Source organism: Kitasatospora sp. NPDC038210 (genome assembly GCF_055600605.1).
The window spans coordinates 381,813-408,803 of sequence record NZ_JBVJYK010000007.1 but is presented as its reverse complement, the minus strand read 5'-3'; the positions used below and the strand labels follow the sequence as shown (position 1 = coordinate 408,803).

The 26,991-nt window shown below is 74.2% G+C and carries 18 protein-coding genes; 5 read left to right on the top strand and 13 right to left on the bottom strand.

Annotation, left to right across the window (positions count from 1 at the left end; all coding sequences use genetic code 11):
* Positions 1-51: 51 nt before the first annotated feature.
* From ACZ7KX_RS17955 to ACZ7KX_RS17920, 8 genes are all read right to left on the bottom strand, one after another.
* Positions 52-210, bottom strand: coding sequence for a DUF6760 family protein (locus tag ACZ7KX_RS17955; protein WP_360509020.1), 159 nt, complete (start codon positions 208-210; stop codon positions 52-54).
* Entirely contained in the window at positions 207-704 is a 498-nt protein-coding gene (locus tag ACZ7KX_RS17950; RefSeq protein ID WP_470327250.1) for a hypothetical protein, read from the bottom strand. Before ACZ7KX_RS17950 ends, ACZ7KX_RS17955 begins: the two co-directional genes overlap by 4 nt.
* Positions 701-1,141: a phage tail protein gene (locus ACZ7KX_RS17945; protein WP_350524442.1), complete on the bottom strand. Its 441-nt coding sequence runs from the start codon at positions 1,139-1,141 to the stop codon at positions 701-703. Before ACZ7KX_RS17945 ends, ACZ7KX_RS17950 begins: the two co-directional genes overlap by 4 nt.
* A gap of 54 nt (positions 1,142-1,195) precedes the next feature.
* Complete coding sequence (locus ACZ7KX_RS17940; protein WP_470327249.1) at positions 1,196-2,740, bottom strand: phage tail sheath family protein; 1,545 nt, start codon at positions 2,738-2,740, stop codon at positions 1,196-1,198.
* A 138-nt stretch (positions 2,741-2,878) separates the two neighbouring features.
* Positions 2,879-5,095: an ATP-binding protein gene (locus tag ACZ7KX_RS17935; protein WP_470327248.1), complete on the bottom strand. Its 2,217-nt coding sequence runs from the start codon at positions 5,093-5,095 to the stop codon at positions 2,879-2,881.
* A complete protein-coding gene (locus ACZ7KX_RS17930) occupies positions 5,092-5,823 on the bottom strand; it encodes a Pvc16 family protein (protein WP_470327247.1) in 732 nt (243 codons plus the stop codon). Before ACZ7KX_RS17930 ends, ACZ7KX_RS17935 begins: the two co-directional genes overlap by 4 nt.
* Positions 5,820-9,065 (bottom strand): hypothetical protein, encoded by a 3,246-nt coding sequence (locus ACZ7KX_RS17925; protein ID WP_470327246.1) that lies wholly within the window; start codon positions 9,063-9,065, stop codon positions 5,820-5,822. The genes ACZ7KX_RS17930 and ACZ7KX_RS17925 overlap by 4 nt, the downstream gene beginning before the upstream one ends.
* A gap of 138 nt (positions 9,066-9,203) precedes the next feature.
* Positions 9,204-10,013, bottom strand: coding sequence for a helix-turn-helix transcriptional regulator (locus tag ACZ7KX_RS17920; protein WP_470327245.1), 810 nt, complete (start codon positions 10,011-10,013; stop codon positions 9,204-9,206).
* Positions 10,014-10,288: 275 nt separating this feature from the next.
* Here ACZ7KX_RS17920 and ACZ7KX_RS17915 point away from each other — a divergent pair, with 275 nt between their 5' ends.
* Both ACZ7KX_RS17915 and ACZ7KX_RS17910 read left to right on the top strand, forming a co-directional pair.
* Positions 10,289-11,761, top strand: a complete 1,473-nt coding sequence (locus tag ACZ7KX_RS17915) for a COG1470 family protein (RefSeq protein ID WP_470327244.1) — start codon at positions 10,289-10,291, stop codon at positions 11,759-11,761.
* A 435-nt stretch (positions 11,762-12,196) separates the two neighbouring features.
* Positions 12,197-13,492, top strand: a complete 1,296-nt coding sequence (locus ACZ7KX_RS17910; protein ID WP_470327243.1) for an eCIS core domain-containing protein — start codon at positions 12,197-12,199, stop codon at positions 13,490-13,492.
* Positions 13,493-13,536: 44 nt separating this feature from the next.
* Here the strand turns inward: ACZ7KX_RS17910 and ACZ7KX_RS17905 are convergent, their stop codons facing one another.
* The 3 genes from ACZ7KX_RS17905 to ACZ7KX_RS17895 form a co-directional block, all read right to left on the bottom strand.
* Positions 13,537-16,131 (bottom strand): SpoIIE family protein phosphatase, encoded by a 2,595-nt coding sequence (locus tag ACZ7KX_RS17905; RefSeq protein ID WP_470327242.1) that lies wholly within the window; start codon positions 16,129-16,131, stop codon positions 13,537-13,539.
* A 181-nt stretch (positions 16,132-16,312) separates the two neighbouring features.
* Positions 16,313-18,448, bottom strand: a complete 2,136-nt coding sequence (locus tag ACZ7KX_RS17900; protein WP_470327241.1) for a SpoIIE family protein phosphatase — start codon at positions 18,446-18,448, stop codon at positions 16,313-16,315.
* Between the two features lie 142 nt (positions 18,449-18,590).
* Complete coding sequence (locus ACZ7KX_RS17895; RefSeq protein ID WP_470327240.1) at positions 18,591-20,270, bottom strand: PLP-dependent aminotransferase family protein; 1,680 nt, start codon at positions 20,268-20,270, stop codon at positions 18,591-18,593.
* Between the two features lie 159 nt (positions 20,271-20,429).
* On the opposite strand from ACZ7KX_RS17895, the gene ACZ7KX_RS17890 reads away from it, so the two are divergent.
* Positions 20,430-20,918: an Lrp/AsnC family transcriptional regulator gene (locus ACZ7KX_RS17890; protein ID WP_350524432.1), complete on the top strand. Its 489-nt coding sequence runs from the start codon at positions 20,430-20,432 to the stop codon at positions 20,916-20,918.
* Positions 20,919-21,001: 83 nt separating this feature from the next.
* On the opposite strand, the gene ACZ7KX_RS17885 is transcribed toward ACZ7KX_RS17890, so the two are convergent.
* Positions 21,002-21,628, bottom strand: coding sequence for a hypothetical protein (locus tag ACZ7KX_RS17885; RefSeq protein WP_470327239.1), 627 nt, complete (start codon positions 21,626-21,628; stop codon positions 21,002-21,004).
* A gap of 244 nt (positions 21,629-21,872) precedes the next feature.
* Here ACZ7KX_RS17885 and ACZ7KX_RS17880 point away from each other — a divergent pair, with 244 nt between their 5' ends.
* Positions 21,873-23,687 carry an ABC transporter ATP-binding protein gene (locus ACZ7KX_RS17880; protein ID WP_470327238.1) on the top strand — a complete coding sequence of 605 codons (1,815 nt, stop codon included), beginning with the start codon at positions 21,873-21,875 and terminating at the stop codon, positions 23,685-23,687.
* A 120-nt stretch (positions 23,688-23,807) separates the two neighbouring features.
* Positions 23,808-25,583, top strand: coding sequence for a cation:proton antiporter (locus ACZ7KX_RS17875; protein WP_470327237.1), 1,776 nt, complete (start codon positions 23,808-23,810; stop codon positions 25,581-25,583).
* A 23-nt stretch (positions 25,584-25,606) separates the two neighbouring features.
* Here the strand turns inward: ACZ7KX_RS17875 and zwf are convergent, their stop codons facing one another.
* The gene (zwf, locus tag ACZ7KX_RS17870; protein ID WP_470327236.1) at positions 25,607-26,983 is read right to left on the bottom strand and encodes a glucose-6-phosphate dehydrogenase; all 1,377 of its coding nucleotides are present in this window, start codon (positions 26,981-26,983) and stop codon (positions 25,607-25,609) included.
* Between the last annotated feature and the right edge of the window lie 8 nt (positions 26,984-26,991).

Below are 26,991 nucleotides of genomic sequence, written 5' to 3'. Positions count from 1 at the left end.
CCGCCTCGCCGGTCCGCCGGCGGCCGATCCAGTCCCGAAGCCCCATCCGACTCACCCGCCTTCGCTGACACGGGTGTTGATCCGCGCGATCTCGCGCACCCACTGCCCGCGTTCACGGTGGGTCAGGTCGAGGATGTCCTCCCGCTGCCAGTGGAAGTGGTAGGCGATGTACGCGATCTCCTCGTACAGCCGAGCAGGCGCGTACGTCACGATTCCCCCAGGCGCCCACCGGCGAGGTCGACCTCGAAGGCGCCGTCACAGTGCGGGCAGGTCACCGCGGCGCGCGTGTGGCCCTCGCTGTTGATCCGCTGGTAGAGGTCCTGGAGGAACGCCACGTCGGTGGCGTACATCCGCTCGACGATCCCGGCGTGGACGTCGGTGACGTCGCCCAGCCTGGTGATCACGTGGCTGAGCAGCACCACGCTCAGGTAGGCCGGGTTCTCCTTGACCCGCAGGTCGATCTGCGGCATCAGTTCGTCGCGGGCGGTGGCCAGGCGCATGGTGCCGTGCCGGTGGACGGTGCCCTCGTCGTCGACGTAGCCGAGCGGCAGCTCGAACTCGAACTCGGTGTGCGGCGCCCGCCGTTGGGGGCCGGACGGCCCGGATGGCCCGGACGGCCCCGCGGGTTGCTGTGCCGGCGGCGCGGCGTGCTGCGCGGCCGGGGCCCGTTCGAGGAGTTCCTCCAGGCCGATCTTCCGCCTCACTCTACGCTGATCTCCTCGAACACGATGGTCACGGTCTCCGACGCGGCGCTGGACTCGCCGGCGGTGAGCGTGGGGCCCTCCCAGCGGCTCGCCCAGGCGTTGGTCAGCTGGATGCGCCGCAGGGTGGCACCGGTGGTGTCCTTGACCTCGATGGTGAGGTTCTGCCGCGCGGTGTTGATCGCCCCGTTGTTGAGGGTCTCCTTGATCCAGTTCGAGAACGCGCTGCTCTTGTCGAGGCCGCGGGTGATCGTCACCTCGCCGGGCATGCGGGCGCCCGGCTGCTTGCGGACGATCAGTTTCCCTTCCTGGGTCACCTGCTTGTACTCGACGACCTCCTGGTCGACCGTCAGGTTGCTGATCTCCTTGACGGACTCGACGTTGTAGCCGCCGAGTTGGACGCCGAAGATGTGTGTGGAGAGCGGATCGCCTTCAGCCATGGCTAGTTGTCACCTTCCGATGGGGTCCGACCGGGTACCGGGTGCGGGTGCCGGTCACTCGTTGACGAGGCTCGTGCTGTCGGAGAACTGGGACAGCCGGAACACCACGAACTCCGCCGGCTTCACCGGCGAGACCCCGATCTCGCAGATCACCTGGCCGAGGTCGATGGACTCCGGCGGGTTGTTGTCGCGGTCGCACTTGACGTAGAAGGCCTCGGCCGCGGTCTGGCCGAACAGCGCCCCGCGCCGCCACTCCTCCGTGAGGAACGCGGTGATGTTCCGGCGGATGCTGGACCACAGCCGGTCGTCGTTGGGCTCGAAGACGACCCACTGGGTCCCCAGGAGGATGGACTCCTCCAGGTAGTTGAAGAGCCGGCGCACGTTGAGGTAGCGCCAGGCCGGGTCGGAGGAGAGGGTGCGCGCGCCCCAGATCCGGATGCCGCGTCCGGGGAAAGCCCGCACGCAGTTGACGCCGATCGGGTTCAGCAGGTCCTGTTCGCCCTTGCTGAGGCGGATCTCCAGGTCGACCGCCCCGCGGATGACCTCGTTGGCCGGCGCCTTGTGCACGCCGCGCTCGGCGTCGCTGCGCGCCCACACCCCGGCGGCGTGCCCGCTCGGCGGGACCATCACGTTGCGGCCGCTCGCCGGGTCGAAGACCTTGATCCACGGGTAGTACAGGGCGGCGTAGCGGGAGTCGAAGCCCGCCTCGTCGTTGCGCCAGGTGCGCATCTGCTGGGCGTTGAGGCCGGGCGGCGGGTCCAGGACGGCGATCCGGTCGCCCATCTGCTCGCAGTGGGACATCACGGCCAGCTGGACGGTGCGCAGGCCCTCGGCGTCGATGTCGCCGCGCTGGTAGGCGCTCATCAGGTCGGGCACCGCGACCATGGTGATCTCGTCGATCGCCTCCAGGCCCGAGAAGCCGGTCCGGGCGGCGGCGTCGCCGACGTACTCGGCGGGGTCGAGGCGGGCGGCGGCCGCGACCGGCCCGGTGGCGGGCGCGGCGGCGGCGGCGAGGGCGTGGGTCCGGCGCTCGGGGCGGCTCGGCGCGGTGCCGGGCTGCTCGGCGACGGCGACCAGCTTGGACTCCCGCAGCTGGGTGACGACGTAGCCCTTGGTGCTCTTGCGGGTCGAGACGTCGTAGGTCTCGACGACTTCGGCGCCCCGGCGGACCAGGAGGCGGAAGCGGTCCTCGGGGACGTTCTCGCCCTCCACGTCGGCGATCTCGACGGAGACCTCGCCGCCGGCGCCGGGCAGCGCCGAGAAGAGGAAGCCCGAGATCGCGACGGGCGCGGGCGCGCTCACGGCGGGGGCGGCGGCGCCGGGCGCCTGCCGGGCCGGGTCGCCGACCCGCACGACGTAGGCGGAGCCGCCGCCGTTGGCGAAGAAGCCGTACACCGCGTGGGCCAGGTAGGTGCCCTCGGTGAACCCGCCGAACCGTTGGACGTACTGGTCCCAGTTGGTCACCAGCGTGGGCTCGTGGAAGGGGCCGGTCTCGGCGAAGCCGACGAAGGCGGCGACGGCCGTGCCGACGCCCTCGATCGGCCGGGCACCGGACTGGACCTCCTCCACGTACACGCCCGGGGTGAGGTACGACGGCATTCCTGCTCCTTCGGGTGGCCGGTCAGTCGTCCCCGAGTCTGCTGCCCGGGCACCGTCCGGGGACATGTCCGCAGGTCCCGGAGCGAGGGCAAGAACGACTGCCCCCGGCGGGCACCTCCCCGGTACCCGCCGGTAGGGTCAGCCCCGCCCTGGCTCCCCGAGGACGCCCAGCCACGGCCCGAACTCGCTCTCCAGCACCAGCCGGCCGAGCTTGCGGTACTCGCCGACCACGGCGGCGACCAGCTGCGCCATGCCCAGCGGGGTGCCCGTGCCGGCGGCCAGGTAGGCCGCCGAGACCGCGCAGGCCCGGATGGAGCCGCCGGTGAGTTCGAAGTGCCGGGCGCAGAAGTCCAGGTCGAGGTCGTCCCCGCGGGGCAGCCTCGGGCCCAGGCAGCGGTCCCAGAGCACCCGCCGCTGTGCCTCGTCGGGCAGCGGGAACTCCGCGATGACGTCGAGCCGGCGGGTGAACGCCTCGTCGAGGTTGGCGCGCAGGTTGGACGTCAGCACGGCGATGCCCTCGAAGGACTCCATCCGCTGCAGCAGGTAGGCCGTCTCCACGTTGGCGTGGCGGTCGTGGGCGTCCTTGACCTGGGAGCGCTTCCCGAACAGCGCGTCCGCCTCGTCGAACAGCAGGACGCCGTTCACCTGCGCGGCCTCGGTGAAGATCCGCTCCAGGTTCTTCTCGGTCTCGCCGATGTACTTGTCCACCACGGTGGAGAGGTCCACGACGTACAGCTCCATGCCGAGCTCGGCGGCGACCACCTCGGCCGACATCGTCTTGCCGGTGCCCGACTCCCCCGCGAACAGGGCGATCACGCCGTTCCCGCGACCACCGCCCGGGCGCATCCGCCACTGCCCGAGCACCTGGTCGCGGTGCCGGGCGCGCAGCACCAGCTCGCGCAGCCGGCCCGCGGTGGGCCCGGGCAGCACCAGGTCGTCCCAGCCGACGGCGGGTTCGATCCGCCGGGCGAGCCGGGCCAGGCCCGCGGCGTTCTGCGCGCGCACGGCGGCCCGTACGTCCTCGGCGCGCACCGGGCGCCGCTCGGCGGCCGCCGTCCTGGCGGCCACGGCGGCGGCCCGTTCCAGCTTCTCCTGGTCCACCCGGTAGGCGGCCACCGCCTCGGCCAGTTCCTCCGTCAGCTCTCCGGCCGGTTCTCCGGGCAGGTCCCCGGCCGGTTCCTCGGTCGGCTTCCCGCCCGGCTCCCCACCCGAAGGCGTCCGGGCCCCGGCGAGCGCGCGCGCCCAGCGCTCGGCCCGGGCCTGCGCGTCCGGCGGCGGGACGGTGACCACCACCGGGCTCTCCCGCGACCACGCCGGGTCCCACACCTGCGGGCCGTGCACGATCAGCGGGACACCGGCCAGGGCCGCGCACAGTTCGCGCAACAGGGCTGCCCGCTCGGGCCGTTCGGGTTCCAGCCGGTCCAGCGGCCCGAGCACCACACCGCCCCCGCTCAGCCGGGCCTCGCGGGCGAGCACCCGGACGACGCCCGCCGACGGGTGGGCGGCCAGCGCGGCCGCGTCGACGACCAGGGCCGGCCGGCCACCGGCTGCGAGGGCGGCCGCCGCCGGCGGTCCGGCGTGCCCGTCCCGGTCCAGCAGGTGCACCGGTCCGCCGTCCGCCGCGGCCGCGCGCACCCGGTCGACGAGTTCCGCGAAGGCTCCGGCGCGGGCGACCGCCCCGGGGGCGGCTCGTCGGGCCAGCCCGGTGAGCGCGCCGTCCGGCTCGTCGTCGCCGAGCAGATGGGCCGTCACCCGGTCCGGCACCCGCAGGGTGCGGGAGAGCAGCGGGCGCTCGGGCTCGGCGACCTCCAGCAGGCCGCCGGCGATCAGCGGGGCCCGGGCGGCGAACCGGAAGCGGCCGGCGCCGGCTCCCGACAGCCCGCAGAGTTCGAGCGCCAGCCCGACGGTCGCCCGGCGCCTGGTCAGGTCGTCGTTGAGGTAGCCGTAGAACTGTTCGAAGCGGGTGTCGAGGTCGGGGGCGAGGGCCACCAGCAGGAGTTCGAGGTCCACCGGGAGCAGGCCGAAGGCCGCGCAGAGCCGGGCGAGCCGCGAGCCGGGCGGCGGCGCCGGCCGGTCCTCGGGGGCGTCGCCGCCGCGGAGGGCCGCGCCGGACGCCGCGAGGATCCGCTCCACCGCCTCCGGGCTGAGGTACTGGCCGCGGTACGGGTCGTCCGGATCCGGGTCGTCGGCCCGGCGCTCGCGCACCGCGGTCCGGATCCGTTGCTCGATTCGGTGCAGCCGTACCCAGAGGTGATCGGCGCCGGCCGGCACGTCCGGGCTGTCCGGGCTGTCCGGGCTGTCCGGAACCACCGTGGTCACCGCCGCCGGCGCGGCCGGTCCGAGGTCGAGGCTCATCGCGCCCTGCCCCGTGCCCGGCGGCCGGGCGGCAGCTCGCGGTCCCGGGGCGCGGCGAAGCCGTCCGGTCCGGGGTCCGTACCGCCGTGGTAGCGCAGTCGGCGGCCGGGGCCGTCCGCGGGTGCGGTGCCCTCCCGGGGGCCGGACCCGGCCTCCCGCCCGGTGTCCTCGACGTGCAGCACCAGGCCCTCGGTGACCGGCGGCCCCGCAGGGCTGTACCCGCCGGGCAGCGGGGCGAGCGCCCTGAGGTCGATCGACGGCCGCAGCTCCCCGCCGAGCGCGGACCAGACGTCCGAGACCGACGGCAGGCCGGTGTCGCGCCCGGCGATGTCGAGCCCGACGGTGAGTCCGAGCCGGGCGAGCGCGCCGGTGAGCGTCCGGGCGGGCAGCGCGTCCACGGCGGTCAGGCACTGCAGCACCTCGGCCAGCAGCCGGTGCTCGTCCTGCGGCCGGTTGGTCCAGACGGTGACCAGGTAGGCCAGCTCGAACCACCGGGGCGCGGCCCGGTGGCCGACGACCAGGCCGTCCTCGTCGTACTCCGCGACGGCGCCGGCCTGCCGCCGGTCGGTCTCCTCGCGGATCCCGTAGAGGAAGACGCTGACCGTCGGCGCGGTGCGCCGGGCGGCGAAGTCCCGGGTGGGCGCGTCGAAGACCACCTCGACCCCGCGTTCGGGCAGCCCGGCCTCGGCGAGCAGCAGCCGCAGCGCCTCGTCGACCTCGTGGATCACCGTCGCTCCACCTCCCCCGGCGGGCCGATGTTGCCCTCCACCACGAGGAAGGGCGTGGTGACCGGCGAGAACCCGGGGCCGTCGGCGGTGATGGTCCGCGGGCCGGTCTCGTCCTTGGGGAGGATGAGCAGCTGGCCGGCGAAGGTCCCGTCGGCCCGCGGGTAGGTGGGCGCGGCGGCGGCGGTGATGCCGGGCTGCCAGGTGAACCGCACCGGCACGCCGGGCGGGAAGTCCACGCCGCGCACGGAGGTGACGAAGCCGGGCTTGCCGATCGGCGGCACCGCGACGATGCGGGGCTGCAGGATGCGCAGCGGGGTGCTCGCCCGGTGCGGTCCGGGGGTGGCGTCGGTGCCGGTGGTGGTCAGCTCCGCGGTGATGGTGGTCTGCAACGGCGCCTCGGGTGACAGCACCACCCGGACCACCTGGCTGCCGCCGGGCGCCAGGTCGGCCAGTGCGCAGCCCCCGGTACGGCAGCCGGGCGGCAGTGCCTCGGTGGGCACTCCGGCGGGCAGGCCGAGGGTCAGGCGCAGCCCCGTCGCGAGGGCCTGGCCGGTGTTGCGCACGGTGTAGCTGACGGTCACGTGGCCGCCGACGTAGCCGGGGTCCGGCTGGGCGTCGACCGCTACGCCGGGGCCGGCCTGCGGCGGGGCCGGGGCGGGCGCAGGGGGTGGTGGCGGCGGCGGTGCGGGCGCGGGCGTGGTGGACGCTGTCGGGGCCGGGGTGGGCGTCGGGGTCGGGGTCGGTGAGGCGGACGGCGACGGCGTGGGCGAGGGGGTCGGCGGGTCGAGCACCGGCAGGAAGGTCCGGGCGGAGTCGTCCCCGGGGTTCGGGTCGGCCACCGTCCCGGTGACGGTCCAGCCGAACTCCTGCGTGCCGGTGCGGGTGCCGATCAGCCGGGCGGTGACCCGGACCACCGCGCCCGGTGCCAGGGTGCCGAGGTCGCAGCGCAGGGCGCCCGCGTCGCACTGCCCGACCGGGGTGGTCAGCGTGCCGAGCCGGGCGCCGGTGGGCACCGAGGCCGTGAGGACGGTGCCGGGTGAGGGCGCCGGGCCCTTGTTGGTGACGGTGATCGTCACGTCGGTGCCGCCGTCGACGGGGACGGCGGGGGTCCGCTCGGGTGCGCTCAGTGCCAGGTCGACGGACTGCTGGACGGCCGGTTCCTTCTGGCGTCCCGGCAGCCGCCGGTCGAGCGGGGTGAGCGTGCCGGCCGCGAGGTCGTAGACGGCCAGCCCCTCCGGCGAGTTGGGCGGCAGGGCGCGGCGGGAGGTGAGCACCAGCTGCGCGCCGTTCGCCGTCCAGGCGACGTCGCGGGGCTGGAAGGGGCCGGCGTCGGAGGTCTCCGGCAGCGGCCGGGTGCAGGCGTCCTTCTGCCCGCGCAGTGCGGCGGGCAGGATCACGGTGCAGTCGCCGCCGGTGGGCGAGACGACCAGCACGCCGTCCCGATGGTTGTTCCCGCCGTCGCCGGCCTTGCGGTTGAAGGCGATGCGCCGGCCGTCGGGCGAGAACGCGGGGCTGTCGTCGATGACGTTGCAGCTGCCCGGGCAGGCCGTCCGGCTCAGGTCGGACTGCCGGGCGAGGTCGTCGGCGGGGACGGTCCACAGGTGCAGGTTGCCCGGGTTGCCGTTGATCACCTCGCTCCGGGAGAAGACGATCAGCTTGCCGTCGGGGGACCAGAAGGGCTGGCCGTCCGAGGCGCCCGGCTCGCCGGCCGGCGGTTCGACGGTGCCGACGATCGCCCCGGTGGACACCTGGGCGATCAGGATCCGGCCCGGGCGGGCCGGCTCCTGGCCGCCGCCCGGGGAGCTGCGGCTGAACACGATCAGCCGGCCGTCCGGTGAGACGGACGGGTCGGTGTCCCGGTCCAGCGGGCGGCGTCCGGCCAGGTTCATCGGGTGCGGGTTCGCGCCGTCGGCGTCGGCCAGCCAGATCCGCTGGATCCGCCCGGCCGGCGAGTCCTCGTAGCGGGTGACCACGATCTGCCGGCCGTCGGGCGTGTAGGCCTGCCGCTCGAACCACGGGTCGTAGCCGGGGCGGGGGTGGAAGAGCGGGTCGGCGCCCGGGGCGGGGTCGGTGTTGGTGTCGGCGGCCGGGTCCTCCCTGAGCACGCTGATGCCCAGGTCGCGCGGGTCGGCCCCGTCGGGGCGGACGTCCTGCAGGTCGGCGACGTTGGCGGCGGAGGCGCTGGTCTGCTCCACCACCGGCCCGCCGTCCTTCTGGTTGCCGAGCCAGGTCGGCGCGGCGATCAGCCGGTCGGTGCTGTAGAGCGGCTTGGGGTCGTCGCAGGAGCACGTGGGTGCGCGGTACAGGTTGACCACGGGCGGCGGCGGAGGGTCGGCCGGGGGGTTCTGGGGGAGCCGGTCGGCGCTGAGGAAGAGCACCCCGGTGCCGTCGGCCAGCCAGGCGGCGGAGCCGGTCTTCCAGGTGGAGCCGGTGCGGAGGAAGAACGCCTTGTCCCCGCCGGTGGGCGAGGTGAGCCTCAGGGTCCGGCCCTGGGCACCCTGGTCCCAGGTGTAGACGATCTGGTTGCGGTGCTCGTCGTCGTTCAGCGGGTTCCAGGTCGGGTCGACGGCGTCGCCGTCGGTCACGTCGGTGATCTTGACGGGCGCACCGCCGGCGAACGGCCGCAGGTAGATCTGGCGGTGCGCCGGGTCGCCGGTGCAGGAGTACGCGACCCACTTGCCGTCGGGCGAGACGGTCGGGTGCGTCTCGTCGGCCGCGCCGTCGGTCAGCCGGCGCAGCCCGCTGCCGTCCCGGTTGACCACCCACAGGACGCTCTGGGACCTGCCGGGTGTCGCAGTGGGCTCCAGGGCGACGAAGACGACGGCCTTGCCGTCCGGGGCGAGCGCGGGCTGGGAGGTGTCCATGCCGCTGGTGAGCTTGTGCACCGCGCCGGCCGCGTCGCGCAGGTAGACCTGGGGCAGTTGGCCGTCCCGCAGGCTGGTGAAGACCAGCTCGTCGCCGCGGGCCGAGGGGTCCCGGTCGAAGTGGATCGGGCCTGGCCCGAACAGCGGGGTGCTCGCGTCGGCACCGGTCACCCGGCCGAGGCCGCGGTGGTTGGTGCCGGCGTAGACGATCCGTCCGGCGGCCGGATCGACCGCGGCGGCCGGGGCTGCGGGGACGCTCCGCCCCTCGGGGGCGGCTGAGCCCAGGGTCAGCACGGCCGCCGCCAGGGCGAGCAGGACCGCGACGGCGGCCCGGGCCGGCCGCCGGATGGAGCGGGGAGTGCCGGTGGCGCCGATCACGCTCGACCTCTCAGGATGGCAGGGGCGGTCTGGCCGTCAGTCTCCCCGGCCCGGGCACCCGGGAACAGAGCCCGGACACCCGAGCCGGGGGTAACGACCGGTGTCCCCGAAGGGCAGGCCGCCACGGCCCTCGGCCCCTCAGATCAGGCCGCGCCGCATGGCGTACCCCACCGCGTGCGCCCGGTTGCGCAGTCCCAGCCGCGTGATGATCTCGTGCAGAACGTTCTTGACGGTGCGTTCGGAGTAGGAGGTCTTGGCGGCGATCTCACTCGTGTCGAAGCCCTCGGCGACCAGCCGGAGCATCTCCGCCTCCCGGGCGGTCAGGGTCGACAGGGTCAGGCCCCGGCCGTCGAGCATGGTCCGCTGGAGCATCCCGATCCGGTCGAGCAGTTCGCCGAGCAGGTCCCCGGGCATCACCCCCTCGCCGTTGGCCAGGGCGGTGATGAGGTGCACCAGCCGGTCCTGGTCCGCCTCCGAGCGGCGCAGCACGGCGGCGACCCCGCACTCGACGATCGTCTGCAGCCCGCCGGCCTCGAACTGCCCCACCACCAGGCCTATCGCGCCCGAGGTGGCGAGCCGCAGCCGGCGCAGGTGCTCGGCCACCGCCTCGGTCATGGCGTCGACGACCAGCAGGGAGACCTCGGCCTGCGCCGCCTCGCTCTCGCTCAGCAGCTCCACCTCGGGCCGCTGGCGCAGCTGTTGGACCACGCCGGTCTGCAGGATGAGGTCCTCGGCGTACACCGCGACGCGCACCTGGGCCGGCTTGCCGCGGGGGTGGGAGGCGGCCCCGCCGGCCCCGGAGGTACGGGCGGTGCCGAAGGGCCGGGGGCCGCCGGTCGAACGCAGGCCGCTGGTGGACCGGCCGGCGGCGGACGCCTGCGGCGGCACTGTCCGGCGGGCGGCAACGGTTTCCTCACGGCATGGACGGGAGGTGTCGGTCGACGTCATCGAACTGCTCCAAATCTCAAGGGTAACTGTGCTGGTGACGGCCGCTCGCTGCGGGGCGGGGCCGTCGTCGGTCCGGAGGGGCGGGCGGCCGGCTGCCGCGGGGCGGAGCCGACCGCGGGTCTTCGCGGTCCGTACTCCGCCCGGGCCGGCCGGGCCGACGGGTGCGTACCGACGGTGCCGGGCAAGGGCGGTCGGTCCGCACGGGCAAGGGGTGTGCCCACAGCTTGCCCGCACGGACCTCTCCTCGGAGCGTGACGCGGCCCTACCGTCACGCTATGACCACATCCGCCGAACTCGGCCTGCCCGCAATGACGGTGGCGCCCGGTGGCGTGGCCACCACGACCCTGACGGTACGCAACGATCTCGACATCGTTGAGGCGTACACGCTGGAGGTGGTCGGCGACTGTGCTGCGTGGACGACCGTGGAGCCGGCCCGGGTCTCGCTGTTCCCGGGGACGTCCGAGACGGTGACGGTGCGCCTGGCCCCGCCGCGTTCGCCCGCCGCGCGGGCCGGCGAGTTCCCGCTCGGCATCCGGGTGTTGCCGGCCGAACGCCCCGAGCTGGTGACGGTCCCGGAGGCCACCGTCACCGTGACCCCGTTCCACGAGCTGCAGGCCGCCCTCGCACCACGCCGCCGTCGCGGCTGGCTGCGCGGACGCTACCGGACCTCGGTGCGCAACCTGGGGAACACCCCCGGCACCGTGGCGCTGACCCCCGGGCAGGACGGCGAGGACCTGAGGTTCCGGGTCACCCCGGAACGGCTCGGCCTGCAGCCCGGTGAGTCCGGCGAGCTGCGCCTGCAGGCGCGCGCCCGCAAGCTGGTCTGGTTCGGCAAGCCGACGTCCTGGCCCTTCGAGGTCACGGTCGGCCCGGAGGAGCCCGCGGCCGGCAAGGGCCCGGACGGCGCGGGCACCGGCGGCCAGGGCACGGACGGCAGGGCGGCGAACGGCCAGGGCGCGGACGGCAACGCCACGAGCGGCAGGGGCGCCGCCGGGAACGGCCCGGCCGGGGCCGTCGCCCGTCCGGACCATCCGACTGTCATTCAGAAACCTTTGTTGGACGGCGAGTTCATTCAACTGCCGATCCTCCCCAAGTGGCTGCTCGCTCTCCTGGCAGCGCTGATCGCGCTGCTGCTGGCCTGGTTCGCCCTGGTCCGCCCGGCGGTGCGCAGCTCCGCCAAGCAGGCCGCCGAGAAGGCCGTCGCCCAGCAGAGCGCCTCCCCCGCCCCGGCGCCGTCCGCCGGTGGCCCGGACGGCGGCGCGCCGACGGCCCCCTCCGCCGGGAACCCCTCCGCGGGCAGTCCGGGCGGCCAGGCCAAGCCGGGCGGCGGGCAGCCGGCCCCCGGCTCCCGCGGCGGTCCGGGCCTGGCGGTGCCGGGGACGGGACTGCAGAGTTCCGCCACGATCGACGTGCAGACCGCGAACGCCGGGAACGCCGTGGGCACCTACCAGGTGCCGCACGGCAAGGTCTTCGACATCACGGACATCGTGGCCGCCAACTTCCAGGGTGACCAAGGTCTATTGACCATCACGGCCGGCAATCAGACGATCACGACCATCGCGTTGGAGACCTTCCGCAACCAGGACTACCACTGGGTGACTCCCATCCAGGTCCCCGAGGACCAGACCGTGACGGCGAACGTGACCTGCGAGTCCCCGGGCACTCCGGCCTCGGGCAAGCAGGCGTCCACCTGCCACGAACTCCTCAACCTCAGCGGCACGCTGAGCGACATCAGGCAGGGGAACTGATTCGGTGTGCAGGACTACCTTCCCTTCCCGGGCGTCCGGCCCGGGAAGGGCGCGCCGGACGACCCAACGATGTCGACGAATCCCTCACGGCCCGTTCGTCCCCGATCTCTCCCCCTCCCGTATCTCCTCCCACATCCCGTGACCATGTCAACACCCAGCGGGTTCCGTCGCTGGTCCGGGCACCCGCCGACGACCCGCCCGGACCGCACCAGCTCTGCCCGCCTGTCCCCGTAGGGCAACCGCGCCTGCCCCCGAGGGCAACCGGTCCGTCCCCCGCGGACGGCGAAGTCTGCCCCGTGCAACGCTGACGGCCCGTCGGGCCGACCGTGGCGTGGTGCCCTTCCCGCACCGGGCGTCACCGGCGGCCGCACCCGGGCCGACCAGCAACCGCAGCAACCGCCGTAACCGCCGCCAGGAGGAAGGAACCCGATCGCCGTGCGCGCTCACGAACCCGACCGACGGGCCACCCGGGCCCCCTCCCCCGCCGCCACCCGCGCCGTCCGGTCCGGCGCCGGGGCCGGCGCGGCCCTCGCCCTGCAACGGACCATCGGGAACGCCGCGGTGACCCGCCTGGTCCAGCAGCGGCGCGCCGCCGGCGGCAGCGCCGACCAGGACGAACTGCCGCTCCAGCGTTCCCTGGTGCACCAGGTGCTGCGGACCGCCGGACGCCCGCTGGACGGGAGCACCCGCCGCGACATGGAGTCCCGCCTCGGCGCGGACTTCTCCGACGTACGGCTGCACACGGGCAGCACGGCCGACGCCTCCGCGGCCGAGATCGGCGCCCGCGCCTTCACCTCGGGCAACCACGTGGTCCTCGGCGCGGGCGGCGGCGACCGCCACACCCTGGCGCACGAACTCACCCACGTCATCCAGCAGCGCCGGGGGCCGGTCGCCGGCACCGACCGCGGCGACGGTCTGCGGGTCTCCGACCCCTCGGACCGCTACGAGCGCGAGGCGGAGGCCAACGCCGTCCGCGCGCTGTCGACCCCGCCCGCGCAAACGGAGGCGGAGGCCGAGGCCCACACCGGCCCGTCCGCCCGCGCCGGGGCGGCGGTGCAGCGGATGCCCCCCAAGCGGAACGCGGACACCGCCGAGGTCAGGGGGAGCAGTCCGCCCTCCGGCCGCCGCACCCGGGGCAAGGCCCGCGCGGAGAACCTCGACCTCAACCGGCCCACCCTGGAGTTCGAGTCGAGCTACGAAGGGCCGGCGAACCAGCGGCTGCACGCCGCTCAGTCGATCGGGTTCCAGCAGGTCGCGCGGCTGAAGAACCCGGCGGGCGCCCCGCAGCGGGTCTCCAGCAACTACCACTTCTGGCAGGAGGTCCGCGACTCCAACGTGCAGATCATCGAGTCGGAGGACGGGTACGGCGAACACCCCTCCAGCCGCGCGTGGGTCCAGGACGGCCCCTACCGGCCCAAGTACACCAACTCGGTCATCACCGACGGCCAGGACAAGATCGATTTCAACGACAACCCCGGCTTCTCCACCACGGTGAAGATGACGTCCGGGTACTGGCTGAAGTCCTACACCGTCTCGTTCCGCTGGAAGGTCGCCAGGAACAACGGCCCCTGGAACCGGAACCTGGAGGCCTGGACCAGCCCCGAGGTCACCCACACCATCGTCTCGGAGTTCGACCCCGAGAACCCCGAGCAGGAGGCGGCCATCACCGCCCGCCCGGCCGGGGACTTCGAATGGAACGTCGACCTGTCCGGACTGGGCGAGGGGGCGTAGGGCGCGCCTCCGCCCCCCGCCGCCCGCCCGGGACCGGCGGTCCGTCAGAGGAACTGCTCGGCCCAGATGATCTTTCCGGCGGGGGTGTAGCGGACGCCCCAGCGTTCGGTGAGCCGGGCGACGAGGAACAGGCCGCGGCCGCCCTCGTCGTCCTCGACCGCGTAGCGCAGGTGCGGAGCGGTGCTGCTGCTGTCGGAGACCTCGCAGATCAGCGTGCGGTCGTACAGCAGCCGCACCCGGATCGGCTCGGTGCCGTAGCGGATGGCATTGGTCACCAGCTCGCTGAGCACCAGCTCGGTGACGAAGCCGGCCTCGTCCAGGCCCCACGCGGCGAGCTGCCGGGTGGCCTCGGCGCGGACCCGGGCCACGGCCTCCGGAGCCGACTCCACCGCCCACTCGGCGGTCCGGTCCGGCTCCAGCACGCGGGTGCGGGCGGCGAGGAGGGCGATGTCGTCGCTCTGGCGGGCGGGCAGCAGGGCGTCCAGCACGGCGTCGCAGAGTTCCTCGGGGGACCGCTCGGAGCCGCTCAGGACGCCCGTGAGGAGGTCCAGCCCGGCCCCGATGTCGCGCGTGCGGTCCTCGACCAGGCCGTCGGTGTAGAGGATCAGGCTGCTGCCCGGCGGCAGTCGCAGTTCCACGGCCTCGAAGGGCATCCCGCCCAGGCCGAGCGGCGGACCGGCGGGCAGGCCCAGCAGCTCCACCGTGCCGTCCGGGTGGACGAGGGCGGGCGGGGGGTGGCCCGCCCGGGCCAGCGCACAGGTGGCGGTGCTCGGGTCGTAGATCGCGTAGAGGCAGGTGGCGCCGGTGATCGCGAGCTCACCGCCGGCCGCGGCCGCCTCCTGGTCCAGGTGGGCGACCAGTTCGTCCAGGTGCCCGAGGAGCTCGTCCGGCGGCAGGTCGAGCGTGGAGAAGTTCTGGACGGCGGTGCGCAGCCGGCCCATGGTCGCGGCCGCGTGCATGCCGTGGCCGACCACGTCGCCGACGACGAGGGCGACCCGGGCGCCCGGCAGCGGGATGACGTCGAACCAGTCGCCGCCGACCCCGGCCTGGGCGGGCAGGTACCGGTAGGCGACGTCCAGGGCGCTCTGCTCGGGCAGCGCGCGCGGCAGCAGGCTGTGCTGCAGGGTGACGGCCATCGTGTGCTCGCGGGTGAAGCGGCGGGCGTTGTCGACGGACACGGCGGCCCGGGCGGCCAGCTCCTCGGCCAGGGACAGCTCGTCCTCCTCGAAGCGGCCCCGGTCCCGGCCGCGCCAGAAACAGGCCACGCCCATCAGCACGCCCCGTGCCGTCAGCGGGACGGCGATCAGCGACACCAGGCCGAAGTCCAGGACGGCCTGGGTGCGCTCGGAGTCCTGCCGGCGCCACCCGGCGTCGGCCTCGACGTCGGGCACCAGCGCGGAGTGCCCGCTGACGAAGCCCGCCGCGTGCGGGGTGCTCCCGGCCCAGGTGACCAGCTCCCCCGGGCGGTACAGCGGCGAGTCGTCCCGGATGCCGGCGACGGCCACGCGCTGCAGCTCCACCGGGGTGCCGACCGACAGGGTCCGCGGCTCCTCGCCGGCCAGGACCTCCTCGGCGAGGTCCACGGTGGCGTAGTCGCAGAACTCCCGGGAGGCCAGTTCGGCGAGTTCCTCGGCGGTGCGCCGGACGTCCAGGGTGGTGCCGATGGCCAAGCTCGCGTCGTACAGCAGGCTCAGCCGGCCGCGGGCCACCTCGGCCTTCCCCGCCAGGGCGCGCAGCTCGGTGGAGTCCCGCAGCGTGGTGACGCTGCCGGGAGGGCCTCCCCCGCTGTCGGTGGGCCGGTTGTTGACGGCCAGCAGCCGCTCGCCCACGGGCAGCACCTCGTCGGTGACCGCGCTCTCGGACAGCAGCAGTTCGGTCGTCCGCGGGTCGAGGCCGAGGTCGGTGACGGGCCGCCCCTCCGCGTCGGGTGGCAGGTCCAGGAGCCGGCGCGCCTCGTCGTTGGCGAGCAGGACCCGGCCGTCGCCGCCGACGATGGCCACGCCCTCGCGCACGGAGTGCAGCACCGCGTCGTGGTGGTCGTACATCCTGGTCATCTCCTCCGGCCCCAGGCCGTGGGTCTGCCGCAGGAGTCGTCTGCTGATCAGCGCCGTCCCGGCCGTGGCCAGGCCCAGCGCGACGGTGCCCGCGCCGAGGACGACCGGCAGCTGGCGGTCGATCGCGCTGCTCACGTTGGCGACCTTCATGCCGGCGGACACGATGCCCACGACCCCGCCGTGGCCGTCCTCCACCGGGACGACCACCTGGTACTCCAGGCCGAGCGGGCCGTGCACCTGCTCGACGGTGACCAGGCCGTGCAGCGACGGCCCGATGGTGCCGACGAACTTCTTGCCGATCTGCTCGGGCTCGGGGTGGGTGTAGCGGATGCCGTTCCGGTCGGTCACCACGATGAAGTCGACGTTGGCGTCCTTGCGGGCCGCCTCGGTGAGCGGCTGCAGCACCGCACTGGGGTCGGGGCCCTGCATGGTCGCCACCAGGCCGGGGCTGTGGGCGAACGCCTCGGCCGCGGCGAGCGAGCGGTCGCGCGCCGCCGCGAACCGGTCGCTGCGGGACTCCACCAGGAGCGCCACGACCGCGGCCACCACGAGCAGCAGCACGATCGTCACCTGCAGGAGGAACATCTGACCGGCGACACTGCGGATGCTCAGCACCGACCGCAGACGCCGTACCGAAGGGTCCCCCGGGACCGGGCGTGGATGCTGCCGCCCGCGACGACCAGTCGCGGCGCCCGGAGCCCGGGGGTCGGGATCCGTGTCTTTCGCCATACACCCATGGTCCCGCCCCGGCCGGAACCGGACACGACTAGCGGGGCACGGCCCGGATCAGCAGCAACGCCACGTCGTCCGTGCGGTACTCGCCGTGGCCGGCCCGGTCGACGAGGGCGTCGGCGAGCCGGTCGAGCGGTTCGCCGCCGTGCCGGGCCAGCGTGGCGGTCAGGTCGGCCAGCGCCCGGTCGAGGTCCGCCCCGGGCGTGTCGATGAGGCCGTCGGTGTACAGGGCCAGGGTGGTGCCGATCGGCAGGCCGATCCGGATCTGCGGGTAGTCGGCGGCGGGGTCGACGTTCAGCACCATGCCGACGAGCGGCTCCAGTGCGCGCGCCCGCCCGTCCGGGCCGTAGAGCAGGGGCACGGGGTGGCCGGCGTCGGCCAGCCAGGCCTCGCGGCGGGCGAGGTCGACGCAGAGGTAGGCGCAGCTGGCCAGCAGCGAGGTGTCCAGGTCGGCCACCAGCCGGTTGGTGCGGGAGAGCACCGTGCTCGGATCGGCGTCGGCGGTGGCGAAGGCGCGGACGGCTGTGCGGACCTGGCCCATCAGCGCGGCGGCGTTGACGTTGTGGCCCTGGACGTCGCCGATCACGACGGCGACGCTGTCGGGGCCGACCCGGATGAGGTCGTAGAAGTCGCCGCCGATGTCCATGCCCTCGGTGGCGGGCAGGTAGCGGGCGCTGACCTCCAGGCCCGGGACGTCCGGCAGCGCGCGGGGCAGCAGGCTCTCCTGGAGGCCCTGGGCGAGGCCGAGCTTGGTGTCGTACAGCCGGGCGCGGTCCAGGGCCTGGGCGATCAGCCCGCCGAGCGAGGTGAGGACGGCGCGTTCCTCCAGGTCGAAGTGGTGCGGCTCGGCGAAGGCCAGCACGCAGGTGCCGATCAGCCGGCCCGAGGTCACCAGCGGCAGGTAGGCCCAGGCGGCCATCCCGTCCTGCGTCTCCTCGCGGCCCGGGTAGAGCCGTTCCAGGTCCTCGCGGGTCTCGAAGTAGGCCGGCACCGGGTTGGTGGACGCCTGGACACCGGGGGTGGACTCGGTCAGCGGGGTGCCGTCGAACCGGTCGACCAGCCCGGGCGGGTAGCCGCGATGGCCCACGATGCGCAGGCGGCCCCCCTCCGCCAGCAGCACCGCCACGGCCTGGCCGCCGAAGGCCGGCACGATCTGCTCGGAGACCATGGTCACCACGTCCTGCACGCTGACGGCCTCGGTGAGCGCGCCGGCCAGGTGGAGGAGGTGGTACAGCGCTCCGGGCCGGGTGTGCGTCGCCCGCTCGGGCGGGGCGCCGGCGGGCCGGGAGCGGCCGGCGGCGTCGGCGGGGACGATCCGCGCGGTCAGTCCGGAGGGGTCCGGGTAGAGCTCGAACGAGAGCCAGCGGTCCGGTGGGCGCAGCGCGACGAAGGAGGTGGCCTGCCCGCTGATCACCGCCGCCCGGTAGTGGTACTCGTACACCGGGTCCCGCAGCCACGGCAGGACCGTCCACGGCCGAGCGCCCACCAGCCGCTCGACCGGTTCGCCCAGCAGCTCGGCGGCGGTCGGGGTGACCGCGGCCAGCCTGCCGTCCAGGTCGATGCCGCACACGCCCTCCGGGAGTCGCGCCGCCATCACGGTCAGCGGGGCGGGGGCGCCTCGTTCGGCCGGCTCGGGGCGCGGCCCGGCCCGGGCCGGGCGGCCGGCGGCGGCCTCGTCGGCCAGCACGTCGGCCAGGCGCCCGGCGAACGCGGCGAACCGCTCCCGTTCGCCGGCCGACATCTCCGGCGGGTGCGTGGCCGGCCAGAGCACGAAGACGACCCCGTACAACGTGCCGCGCGAGACGACCGGAGCGGCCGCGAGGCAGAACGCGTACGGCATGGCGACCGCGACCCTCGGGTACCTGCGCGCCATGTGCTCCGTGCCGCCCACCCAGACGATCCGGCCGCTGCGCGCCGCGTCGGCCACCGGTACGGGCGCGGTGAGGCCGACGCGGCGCCACGGCCTGGTGAACTGCCGGGCGGCCCCCAGCGTCACGGCGAGTTCGAGCAGCTGCCCGTCCTCCGACAGCAGGTAGAGCCCGCCGCTGTGCGCGTCGAGCCGGGCCTGCGCCGACCGCAGGACCTCCGCGGCCGCGTCCAGACCGCGTCCGGCCGGTGCCCCGGTGGCCAGGTGTCCGGGCCCCGGCGACCGATCCCGCGGCACGCCCATCACGAGCACCCCATTCGAGCCGACCAGTGGGCCCGTAGGCCCCCTCCCATAGTGGCCCGGCCCGCACCGTACGTCCCGTCGTGCCCGCCGGGGCCCGACCGGAGCGGGCGGGTCCGGGCGGGTCCGGACGCGTCCGGGCGGGTCAGCCCAGGAGGACCGGGTCCTCGGCGAGCTCGGCGAGCAGGGCGTCCAGCTTGGCGCGGTCGACCGAGGGCATCACGAACACGTGCACGTAGCTGCGCCGGGTGGACTCGTCGCCGGGGACGAGCAGCACGTCCTGCGAGGACAGCGACCACTTCGCGACCAGTTCGGCGCTCGGCTTGCGGAAGCGCACGGTGACGGCGCCCGGCGTGCGGGCCGGCCAGAGCTCGACGCCGAGCTCCTGCTCCATGGCCTGCAGGCGCCGCTCCAGGTAGTCGGCGAGCTCCTGCGCGGTCCGGATCCGGTCGACCTGGTCCTGGTAGGAGTGGCGGGACAGGTGGTCCCAGAGGATCAGCGGCGAGAAGCCGTTGCGGGAGCCGGCGAAGGTGGTGTCGGGCGCGCCCGTGTAGTCCGGCTGGGACGGCGGCGAGATCTGGTACTTCACCTTGGTCATGTAGATGCCGCACGGCCACGGCGCGCCGGCCCACTTGTGGCCGCTCATCGCGATCGAGGAGACCATGTCGACCTCGCCGTGTCCGGCGGTGGGCAGGGCGAGCCCGAAGTCGAACTCGGGCAGCTCGGTCTCCGGCGTCCAGCCGTACGCCGGGTCCTGGGAGGCCATCCGCAGGAACGGTGCGTAGCCCGCGCCGAGCGCGCCGTCCACGTGGATCCAGAAGCCGCGGCGCACGTCGACCAGCGGCTCGCCGGTCAGCTCGTCCGTTCCGTACACCACCTCGCGCCGCACCAGGCCGTACTTCTCGAAGATCGGCAGCAGGCGCTCGCAGACCGCCCGGACGTCGTCGTGCGCGCCCTTGAAGGTGCTGCCGAGGTTGAGGTTGACGAAGACCGGGTGCCCCTTGGCGGCGAAGAACTCGACCAGCAGGGTGAGCGCGTCGACGTCGATCTCGCCGGTGCCGTCCCACGCGAACCCGGACGGGCCGGGGCGGGACGGCACCTCGGCCGGCCACTCGCGGCGCCCGGTGGCCGGGTCGACCAGCGGGCACTCGTCCGGGTACAGCTCCTGGCCGACGGCCTGGAAGGTCTCGACGGCCAGCACGCGGACGGCCTTGGCGAAGGAGTAGTGGGTGTCCTCGGAGTAGAACGCGACCGGACGGTGCGCGTTCGGGTTGTGCCGGTCCGGCGCGGCCTGGACGTAGCGCAGTTCGTCCCGGGGGGCGGTCGGCGGGTGGATGAGCGCCTTGCCGCTGAGGTAGTCGCGGGCGTTCCAGAGCGCGTACATGTTGCCCTCGGTCGAGCCCATGGACAGCATGTAGCCCCAGTACGACTCGGGGTCGGCCGGGTCGTGCGGGCGCTCCGCGTGCCACAGCTTCGCGTAGTAGTCCAGGACGGCGCACTCGATGACCTTGGTGTTCGGCTTGTAGCCGCCGCTCTGGAACGGGTCGCCGAGGTTGTTGATGTTGTTCGGCATGAACCGGGCCAGGTCCAGCGCGGTGCCCTGCATGTCCTGGGTGGCCTGGTAGCCGACCAGGTGCTTGCGCTTGCGCGTCAGGTACTCGTCCACCGTGTCCAGGGCGCGCAGCCGCCGCCCGTCGTCCAGCCCGGTCGCGGGGAGCACGAAGTCACCGCAGTCCAGCTCCGGGCCCGGGTCGACGGCGGTCGCCGCGGCGGTCCCGGCGGCGGTGTCGGTGTCGGGTGCGGCGAAGGTGGCGGTCGGGCTCATGGGCGGGGCACTCCGGGCGTGGTGGGAGGTCGAGGAGCGGTCGCCGCTCGCGCCCAGGATGGAACTTTCCGGCGAATCCCGGAAGCTCTCCCGAAGAAGATTCGGTCGAAGCCCGAACAGGTTTGCTCATCGACGGAACCGGCTGGAATCCTGGCGGGTATGCCGAACAATCCGCAGCGCGGGCGGACCCCCATCGACGACACCGACCGGGCGATCATCCGTGCCCTGGCCGACAACGCCCGCCTCCCCAACAACGCCCTCGCCGAGCAGGTGGGCATCGCCCCCTCCACCTGCCTGGCCCGCGTCCGCGCCCTCCAGGAGCGCGACGTCATCCGCGGCTACCGCGCCGAGATCGACCCGGCGGCCATCGGCCTGCCGCTCCAGGCGATGATCTCGGTCCGGCTGCGCGCCCACACCCGCGAGCAGAACGAGAGCTTCCGCGGCACCGCCCCCGACCTGCCCGGCGTCCTGGCCGTCTTCCACATGGCCGGCTCCGACGACTACCTCCTGCACGTCGGCGTGGCCGGCCCCGAGGCCCTGCGCGACTTCGTCGTCGACCACCTCACCACCCACCCGGCGGTGGCCCAGACCCGCACCAACCTGATCTTCGAGCAAATACCGGGGCGCCGCTACCTGGAGCGCGCCTGACCGCGGGGGCGCCGTCCGCGGCGGTGCTCCGCCGGGTCCGGGCCGTCGCCGGCGGCCGCTGAACCGGCCGGGACGGCCGCCCGTCAGGCGCCGGTCGCCAGCCTGCGGCCCTCGTCCAGGAACGCCGTGACGCCCGCCACGCCGCCGAGTTCACGGATCGTCCGGGCCGCACCGAACGGCGCGTTCCAGAACCCGCCCTGCCGCGGGGTGTGCGGGCCGACGTACGCGTACGGCTCCGGCCGGGACGCGTCGCCGGGCGAGACGCCGTAGTTCACGCCGTCGACGGTCACCCCGATGTCGAAGTGCTCGGGCCAGATGACCGGGTCCGCTCCCGCGAACAGCCCGTCGAGCGCGGCGTCGCCGAGCGCGAAGCAGTGCGCGAGCCACCGGGCGGCGGTCGGGTCCACCTCGATCGTGTGGTCGCCGGCGCTGCCCGACCCCTCCCCGTACAGCCCCGCGGGCGCCCCGACCGTGATCCCGAGGGCCGCGCCGATGACGGTGCAGGTAGTCCGTTCGAGTGAAATGACCCGCCCCGCCGCGACCAGCTCCGCGCCGACCACCCGCAGCCTCGGCTCGACCGTGGTGGCGAAGCCGCCCGCGCAGGCGCGCAGCCGGATCGTGCCGCCGGCCCGGTACTGCGGCCCGGCCAGGACCAGCTCGGCCACCGCGTGCAGGGCGCGGCGGGTGCGTACGACCGTCTCGGTGTCCATGGAGGCCATGCTCCCCCAAGGAAGGCGGCCCGGGCGCGGACGCCACGTCGGCCCTCCGCCGGCGCCGCGCCGGCGGCGGACCGCCCCCGCGGGCGGCACCGGGCGGACGGAAAACGCGTGGACTCCTCCGGCACTCTCGCGGGAGACTGCGAACCCTGCCCTCTCCGAGTGTTCCTGACGAACAGTCACGGCCACTTCCGGAACGGGCAGTTGATGGCCTTCCGCACGACACCATGGGGTCCGGATGGGATCGTCCGAATCACTCCGGGGAACGCCGGGCAAGCGCTCGGTCCTCCTCGCACTCCGCTACTACGGCCGGGAGCTGTTCCGGCGCCCGGGCGTGACGCTGCCCGGCATGCTGCTGCCGGCCCTGGGCAACATCGGCATCAACTACCTCGCGCCCCTGGCCGTGGCGAAGCTCGTCGGGCGGATCTCCGGCCGGAGCGGGACGGACCTCGGCTCGATGCTGCCGTACGTCCTGGGCTTCGCCGCCGCCCTGCTGGCCGGGGAGGCGCTGTGGCGCGTCGGCCTGCACCACCTGAACCGCCTCGACGCCCTCGGGATCGAGCACCTGTACGTGATCGGCATGGACGAACTGCTCGCCAAGGACGCGGCGTTCTTCCACGACAACTTCGCCGGGTCGCTGACCAAACGGGTGCTGAGCTTCGCCTCCCGGTTCGAGGAGTTCGTCGACACGCTGACGTTCTCGGTCGTGGGCAGCCTCGTGCCGCTGCTCTTCGGCTCGGTGGTGCTGTGGCGCTACGAACCGCTCCTCGTGGTCGGGCTGCTGGCGATGATCACGCTGACGGCGCTGTGCGTGGCGCCGCTCGTCCGCCGCCGCCAGGCGCTGGTCGACCAGCGCGAGGAGTCGATCGCCCGGGTCTCCGGCCACGTCGCCGACAGCCTGATGAACATGGACACCGTCCGGGCGTTCGCGGCCGAGGAGGGCGAGGCCGCCGAGCACCGGGCCCGCGTCGCGGAGTCGCGCCGGCTCTCCCTGCGCTCGTGGGACTACGGCAACCTGCGCATCGACACCCTGGTCGCGCCGTTGTCGGTGCTCACCAACGCCCTCGGCCTCCTGCTCGCGGTGGCGCTCGGCGGGGGCGGGCACGGCGTCGAGGCGGTGGTCGTCGCCTTCACCTACTACAGCAACGCGACGCGGATCATGTTCGAGTTCAACCAGATCTACCGGCGGCTGGAGCGATCGCTCACGGAGGCCGCGCAGTTCACCGAGCTGCTGCTGACTCCGCCCACCGTGCTCGACCCGGCCTCGCCGGAACCGCTGCTGCACCGGGGCTCGGGCATCCGCTTCGAGCAGGTGGACTTCGCCCACGCGGGCGCGGATCCGATCTTCCGGGGCCTCGACCTCACGGTGCCGGGCGGGGCGAAGTTCGGGCTCGTCGGCCGTTCCGGCGGCGGGAAGACGACCCTCACCAGGCTGCTGCTGCGGATGACGGACATCGACGGCGGCCGGATCATGATCGGGGGTCAGGACATCAGCCGACTGCGTCAGGCCGACCTGCGCAGCCTGATCGCCTACGTCCCGCAGGACCCGGCCATGTTCCACCGGACCCTGCGGGAGAACATCGCGTTCGCCCGGCCGGACGCCACCGACGCCGAGGTCCGCCGGGCCGCCGAGGCCGCACACGTCACGGAGTTCACCGACGCCCTGCCGCACGGCTTCGACACCATGGTCGGCGAGCGCGGCATCAAGCTCTCCGGCGGGCAGCGGCAGCGGGTCGCCCTCGCCCGTGCCATCCTGCGCGACGCGCCCGTCCTGCTGCTCGACGAGGCGACCAGCGCGCTGGACTCGGAGAGCGAACTCCTCGTCCAGGAGGCGCTCTGGGAGCTGATGAAGGGGCGCACCGCGCTCGTGGTGGCGCACCGGCTGAGCACGGTCGCCAGGATGGACCGGCTCGTCGTCCTCGACCGCGGGCGCATCGTCGAGCAGGGCACCCACGAGGAGCTGCTCGCCTCGGAGGGCGCGTACGCCAAGCTCTGGCAGCACCAGTCGGGCGGCTTCCTCGACGACACCCGGGCACAGGCCGACCTGCACTGACGCGCGCTCCCCCGGCGGCGGACCGCACCGGACGGCGCCGACTCCCCCCCGGGGCCGGTCGGCGCCGTACGGCCGTGTCGTGCTTGACTCGTGTGGTCGGCGCCAGCACAGTGCGGATCCATGACCACCGACGCGATCTTCCTGGGTCTGGGGCTGACCGTCGTGCTCGCGGTCGGCTCCCAGCTGCTGGCGAGATGGCTGCGCGTCCCCGCACTGATCGTCCTGCTGCCGGTCGGGTTCACCGCGGGCGCGCTCACCGACGACATCGACCCCGAGCGGCTGCTGGGCGCCACGTTCTCCCCCCTGGTGTCGCTCTCCGTGGCGTTGATCCTCTACGACGCGGGGCTCGGTCTGGACCTGAGGCACCTCCGGGGGCACGACCGGCGCGTCGTGGTCAGGCTGCTCCTGCTCGGCGTGGTGCTCACCGGGATCCCGGCCGCCCTGCTCGCGGCGCAGTTCCTGGGGATGTCCTCCCGTGCCGCGCTGATGCTCGGCGCGATCCTCGTGGTGAGCGGTCCGACGGTGGTCGGGCCGCTGCTCAACTTCGTGCGGCCGGTGGAACGGCTCCAGCGGATCCTCACCTGGGAGGGTTCGCTGATCGACCCGATCGGCGCGATCCTGGGCGCCCTGGTCTTCCACTCGATCGTCGCGAGCACCCATGACCACTTCGGCGAGCGGGCCGGCCAGCTGCTGCTGAGCCTGGCGGTCGGGTTCGCCGGCGGCCTGGTCGGATCGGTGGTGCTGTGGCTGCTGCTGGGCAGGTTCCGGATTCCCGAGCCGCTCGGTACGTCGGTGCAGCTGGCCACGGTGATCGGCACCGCGGCGGTCTGCGACACCCTCCGTGACGACACCGGACTCATCGCGGCCGTGGTGATGGGCATGGCCGTCGTCAACGTCCCGTCCTTCGACGTCCCTTCCCGCAACCCGTTCTTCGAGACGCTCGTCCAGCTGATCATCGGACTGCTGTTCATCTCCATCTCGGCGACGATCACCCCCGACACGCTCGTCGACGTCGTGCTCCCGACGCTCGGCCTGGTCGCCGTGCTGGTCGTCGTCGTCAGACCGCTGGTGGCGGCGCTGTCCACGCTCGGAACGGACCTCCCGCAGGGGCAACGCGCGTTCATCGGCTGGATGGCCCCGCGCGGCATCGTCGCGGCCGCCACGGCCTCGACGTTCTCCACGACGCTGGTCGCGGACGGCGTCGGCGGAGCCGCGAAGATCCTTCCGGCGACCTTCCTGGTCATCGTCACCACGGTGGCGGTCTACGGGTTCACCGCGGTGCCGGCCGCCCGGTTGCTGGACGTCAGGCGTTCCGCCCGCTCCCGGCCGTTGCTGGTCGGCGGCGCGCACTGGGTGGTGGAACTCGGCCGGGTGCTCCGGTCGGCGGGCCTGGACGTGCTGATGTGGGCCGGCCTCGAACCGGAGCGCGAACGGATCAGGGAGTCCGGCCTCCAGCTGGCGCCGGGTGAGCTGCTGGCGGCGGCCACCGGGCAGGGCGCGGAACTGGAGGGCATCACGGCCGTCCTGCTGCTCACCGACGAGGACGACTTCAACGCGCTCGCCTCGACGATCCTGCAGGGCAGCGTCGAGGGCCCGGTCTACCGCCTGGGGCCGCCGCACGGCAGCCACGGGGTGGTGGCCCCGTACACCGGAGGCGAGATCCTCTTCGGCGAAGCCCTGGTCCGGCCGGCGCTGGACCGCCGGTACGCCGACGGGGCGCCGGTGGTGGCGAGCTCCGGTGGCGGGACCGTCCCCGCCGGGTACGACCTGCTGTTCCGGATCCGCTCCGACGGCTCGCTCGCCCCGGTCGTCGGCGGCCGCGCGCCGGCCGAGGAGGCCGGGGACGTCCTGGTCCTGCTCGGCCCGGCCCGGCCTGCCGGGGCCGGGCCGGGCTGACCCGGGCTGGGCCGGGCCGGGCGTCAGGCGATCGGGTCGTACCAGGCGTCGCCCGCGGGCAGCAGCGCGTCCGCCTCCCCGGGGCCCCAGCTGCCCCGGGCGTACGGGTGCACCGGGGTGGCGTCCCCCAGCACCGGGTCGACGATCCGCCAGGCGGCCTCCACGGTGTCCTGCCTGGCGAACAGCCAGCGGTCCCCGTCGAGGGCCGCGCCGATGAGCCGGTCGTAGGGGCGCATGTCGGATCCCGGCTGCTGCGCGAAGGAGAGTTCCTCGTGCTGGGCCGCCCAGCCCGCACCGGGGCGCTTCCCGGCGAGGGTGAGCGCCACCTGGGTCTCCGGCCAGACCCGGAACCTCAGGGCGTTGGCGGCCGGCCCCGGCCGCAGGCCGAAGACGTCGTGCGGCGCGGCACGGAACTTGAGGCGGACCTCGGTGGCGGTGACCGGCAGGCACTTGCCGGCCCGGATCACGATCGGCACGTCCGCCCAGCGCCAGGAGTCGGACGCGAGCCGGACGGCGGCGAAGGTCTCCACGGTCGACCCCGGTTCGACCCCGGGCACCTGCTGGTAGCCCTCGTACTGGCCGCGCACGGTGGTCGCGGGGCTGAGCGGGCGCAGTGAGGACACCAGCTGGGCCTTCGCGTCCCGCCACGAGGACAGCCCCGACCCGGACGGCGGGTCGGCCAGGACGCTCGCCAGGACCTGGAGCATGTGGTTCTGCACCACGTCGCGGATCGCGCCGGTGCGGTCGTAGAACCGGCCGCGGTCGGAGACGTCGAAGGCCTCGGCCATGGTGATCTGGACGCTCTCCACGTGGGTGCGGTTGAGCAGCGGCTCGACCACCGAGTTGGCGAAGCGGGCGAACAGCACGTTCTCCACCGGGTCGAGCCCGAGCCAGTGGTCGACCCGGTAGATCGCGTCCTCCGGGAAGTACTCGTGCATGGTGGCGTTGAGCCGCCCGGCGCTCTCCAGGTCCGTCCCGAACGGCTTCTCGACCATCACCCGGGCGCCCTTGGCGCGGCCGGCCGTCGCGATGCCCCGGGCGATGCGCCCGAACAGCGGGGGCGGCACCTCCAGGTAGTACAGGGCGCTGCCGCCGGGGCCCATGGCCTCGGACATCGCCGCGTAGGTGGCGTCGTCGTCGAGGTCGCCGTCGACGTACCGCAGCAGTCCCAGCATCTTCTGCGCGGCTGCGGTGTCCGGGTCCATGCCGTTGAGGCGCAGCGAGGCCGCCGCGTAGTCGCGGAACTGCTCCAGGCCCCATCCGCTCTTGGCCACCCCGACGACGGGGACGTCGAGCACCCCGCGCTCGACCAGGCCGACCAGGGCCGGGAAGGTCTCCAGCTTGGCCAGGTCTCCGGTCGCACCGAAGATCACCAGCGCGTCCATCCGATCGGTCGCCATCTCGGTCT

Bases quoted from the DNA above. Each gene is read 5' to 3' on its own strand.
- zwf (WP_470327236.1), bottom strand. From the start codon at position 26,983: ATGGCGACCGATCGGATGGACGCGCTGGTGATCTTCGGTGCGACCGGA.
- ACZ7KX_RS17915 (WP_470327244.1), top strand. From the start codon at position 10,289: ATGACCACATCCGCCGAACTCGGCCTGCCCGCAATGACGGTGGCGCCC.
- ACZ7KX_RS17940 (WP_470327249.1), bottom strand. From the start codon at position 2,740: ATGCCGTCGTACCTCACCCCGGGCGTGTACGTGGAGGAGGTCCAGTCC.
- ACZ7KX_RS17890 (WP_350524432.1), top strand. From the start codon at position 20,430: ATGCCGAACAATCCGCAGCGCGGGCGGACCCCCATCGACGACACCGAC.
- ACZ7KX_RS17900 (WP_470327241.1), bottom strand. From the start codon at position 18,448: ATGGGCGTGCCGCGGGATCGGTCGCCGGGGCCCGGACACCTGGCCACC.
- ACZ7KX_RS17895 (WP_470327240.1), bottom strand. From the start codon at position 20,270: ATGAGCCCGACCGCCACCTTCGCCGCACCCGACACCGACACCGCCGCC.
- ACZ7KX_RS17875 (WP_470327237.1), top strand. From the start codon at position 23,808: ATGACCACCGACGCGATCTTCCTGGGTCTGGGGCTGACCGTCGTGCTC.
- ACZ7KX_RS17935 (WP_470327248.1), bottom strand. From the start codon at position 5,095: ATGAGCCTCGACCTCGGACCGGCCGCGCCGGCGGCGGTGACCACGGTG.
- ACZ7KX_RS17920 (WP_470327245.1), bottom strand. From the start codon at position 10,013: ATGACGTCGACCGACACCTCCCGTCCATGCCGTGAGGAAACCGTTGCC.
- ACZ7KX_RS17905 (WP_470327242.1), bottom strand. From the start codon at position 16,131: ATGTTCCTCCTGCAGGTGACGATCGTGCTGCTGCTCGTGGTGGCCGCG.
- ACZ7KX_RS17885 (WP_470327239.1), bottom strand. From the start codon at position 21,628: ATGGACACCGAGACGGTCGTACGCACCCGCCGCGCCCTGCACGCGGTG.
- ACZ7KX_RS17945 (WP_350524442.1), bottom strand. From the start codon at position 1,141: ATGGCTGAAGGCGATCCGCTCTCCACACACATCTTCGGCGTCCAACTC.
- ACZ7KX_RS17880 (WP_470327238.1), top strand. From the start codon at position 21,873: ATGGGATCGTCCGAATCACTCCGGGGAACGCCGGGCAAGCGCTCGGTC.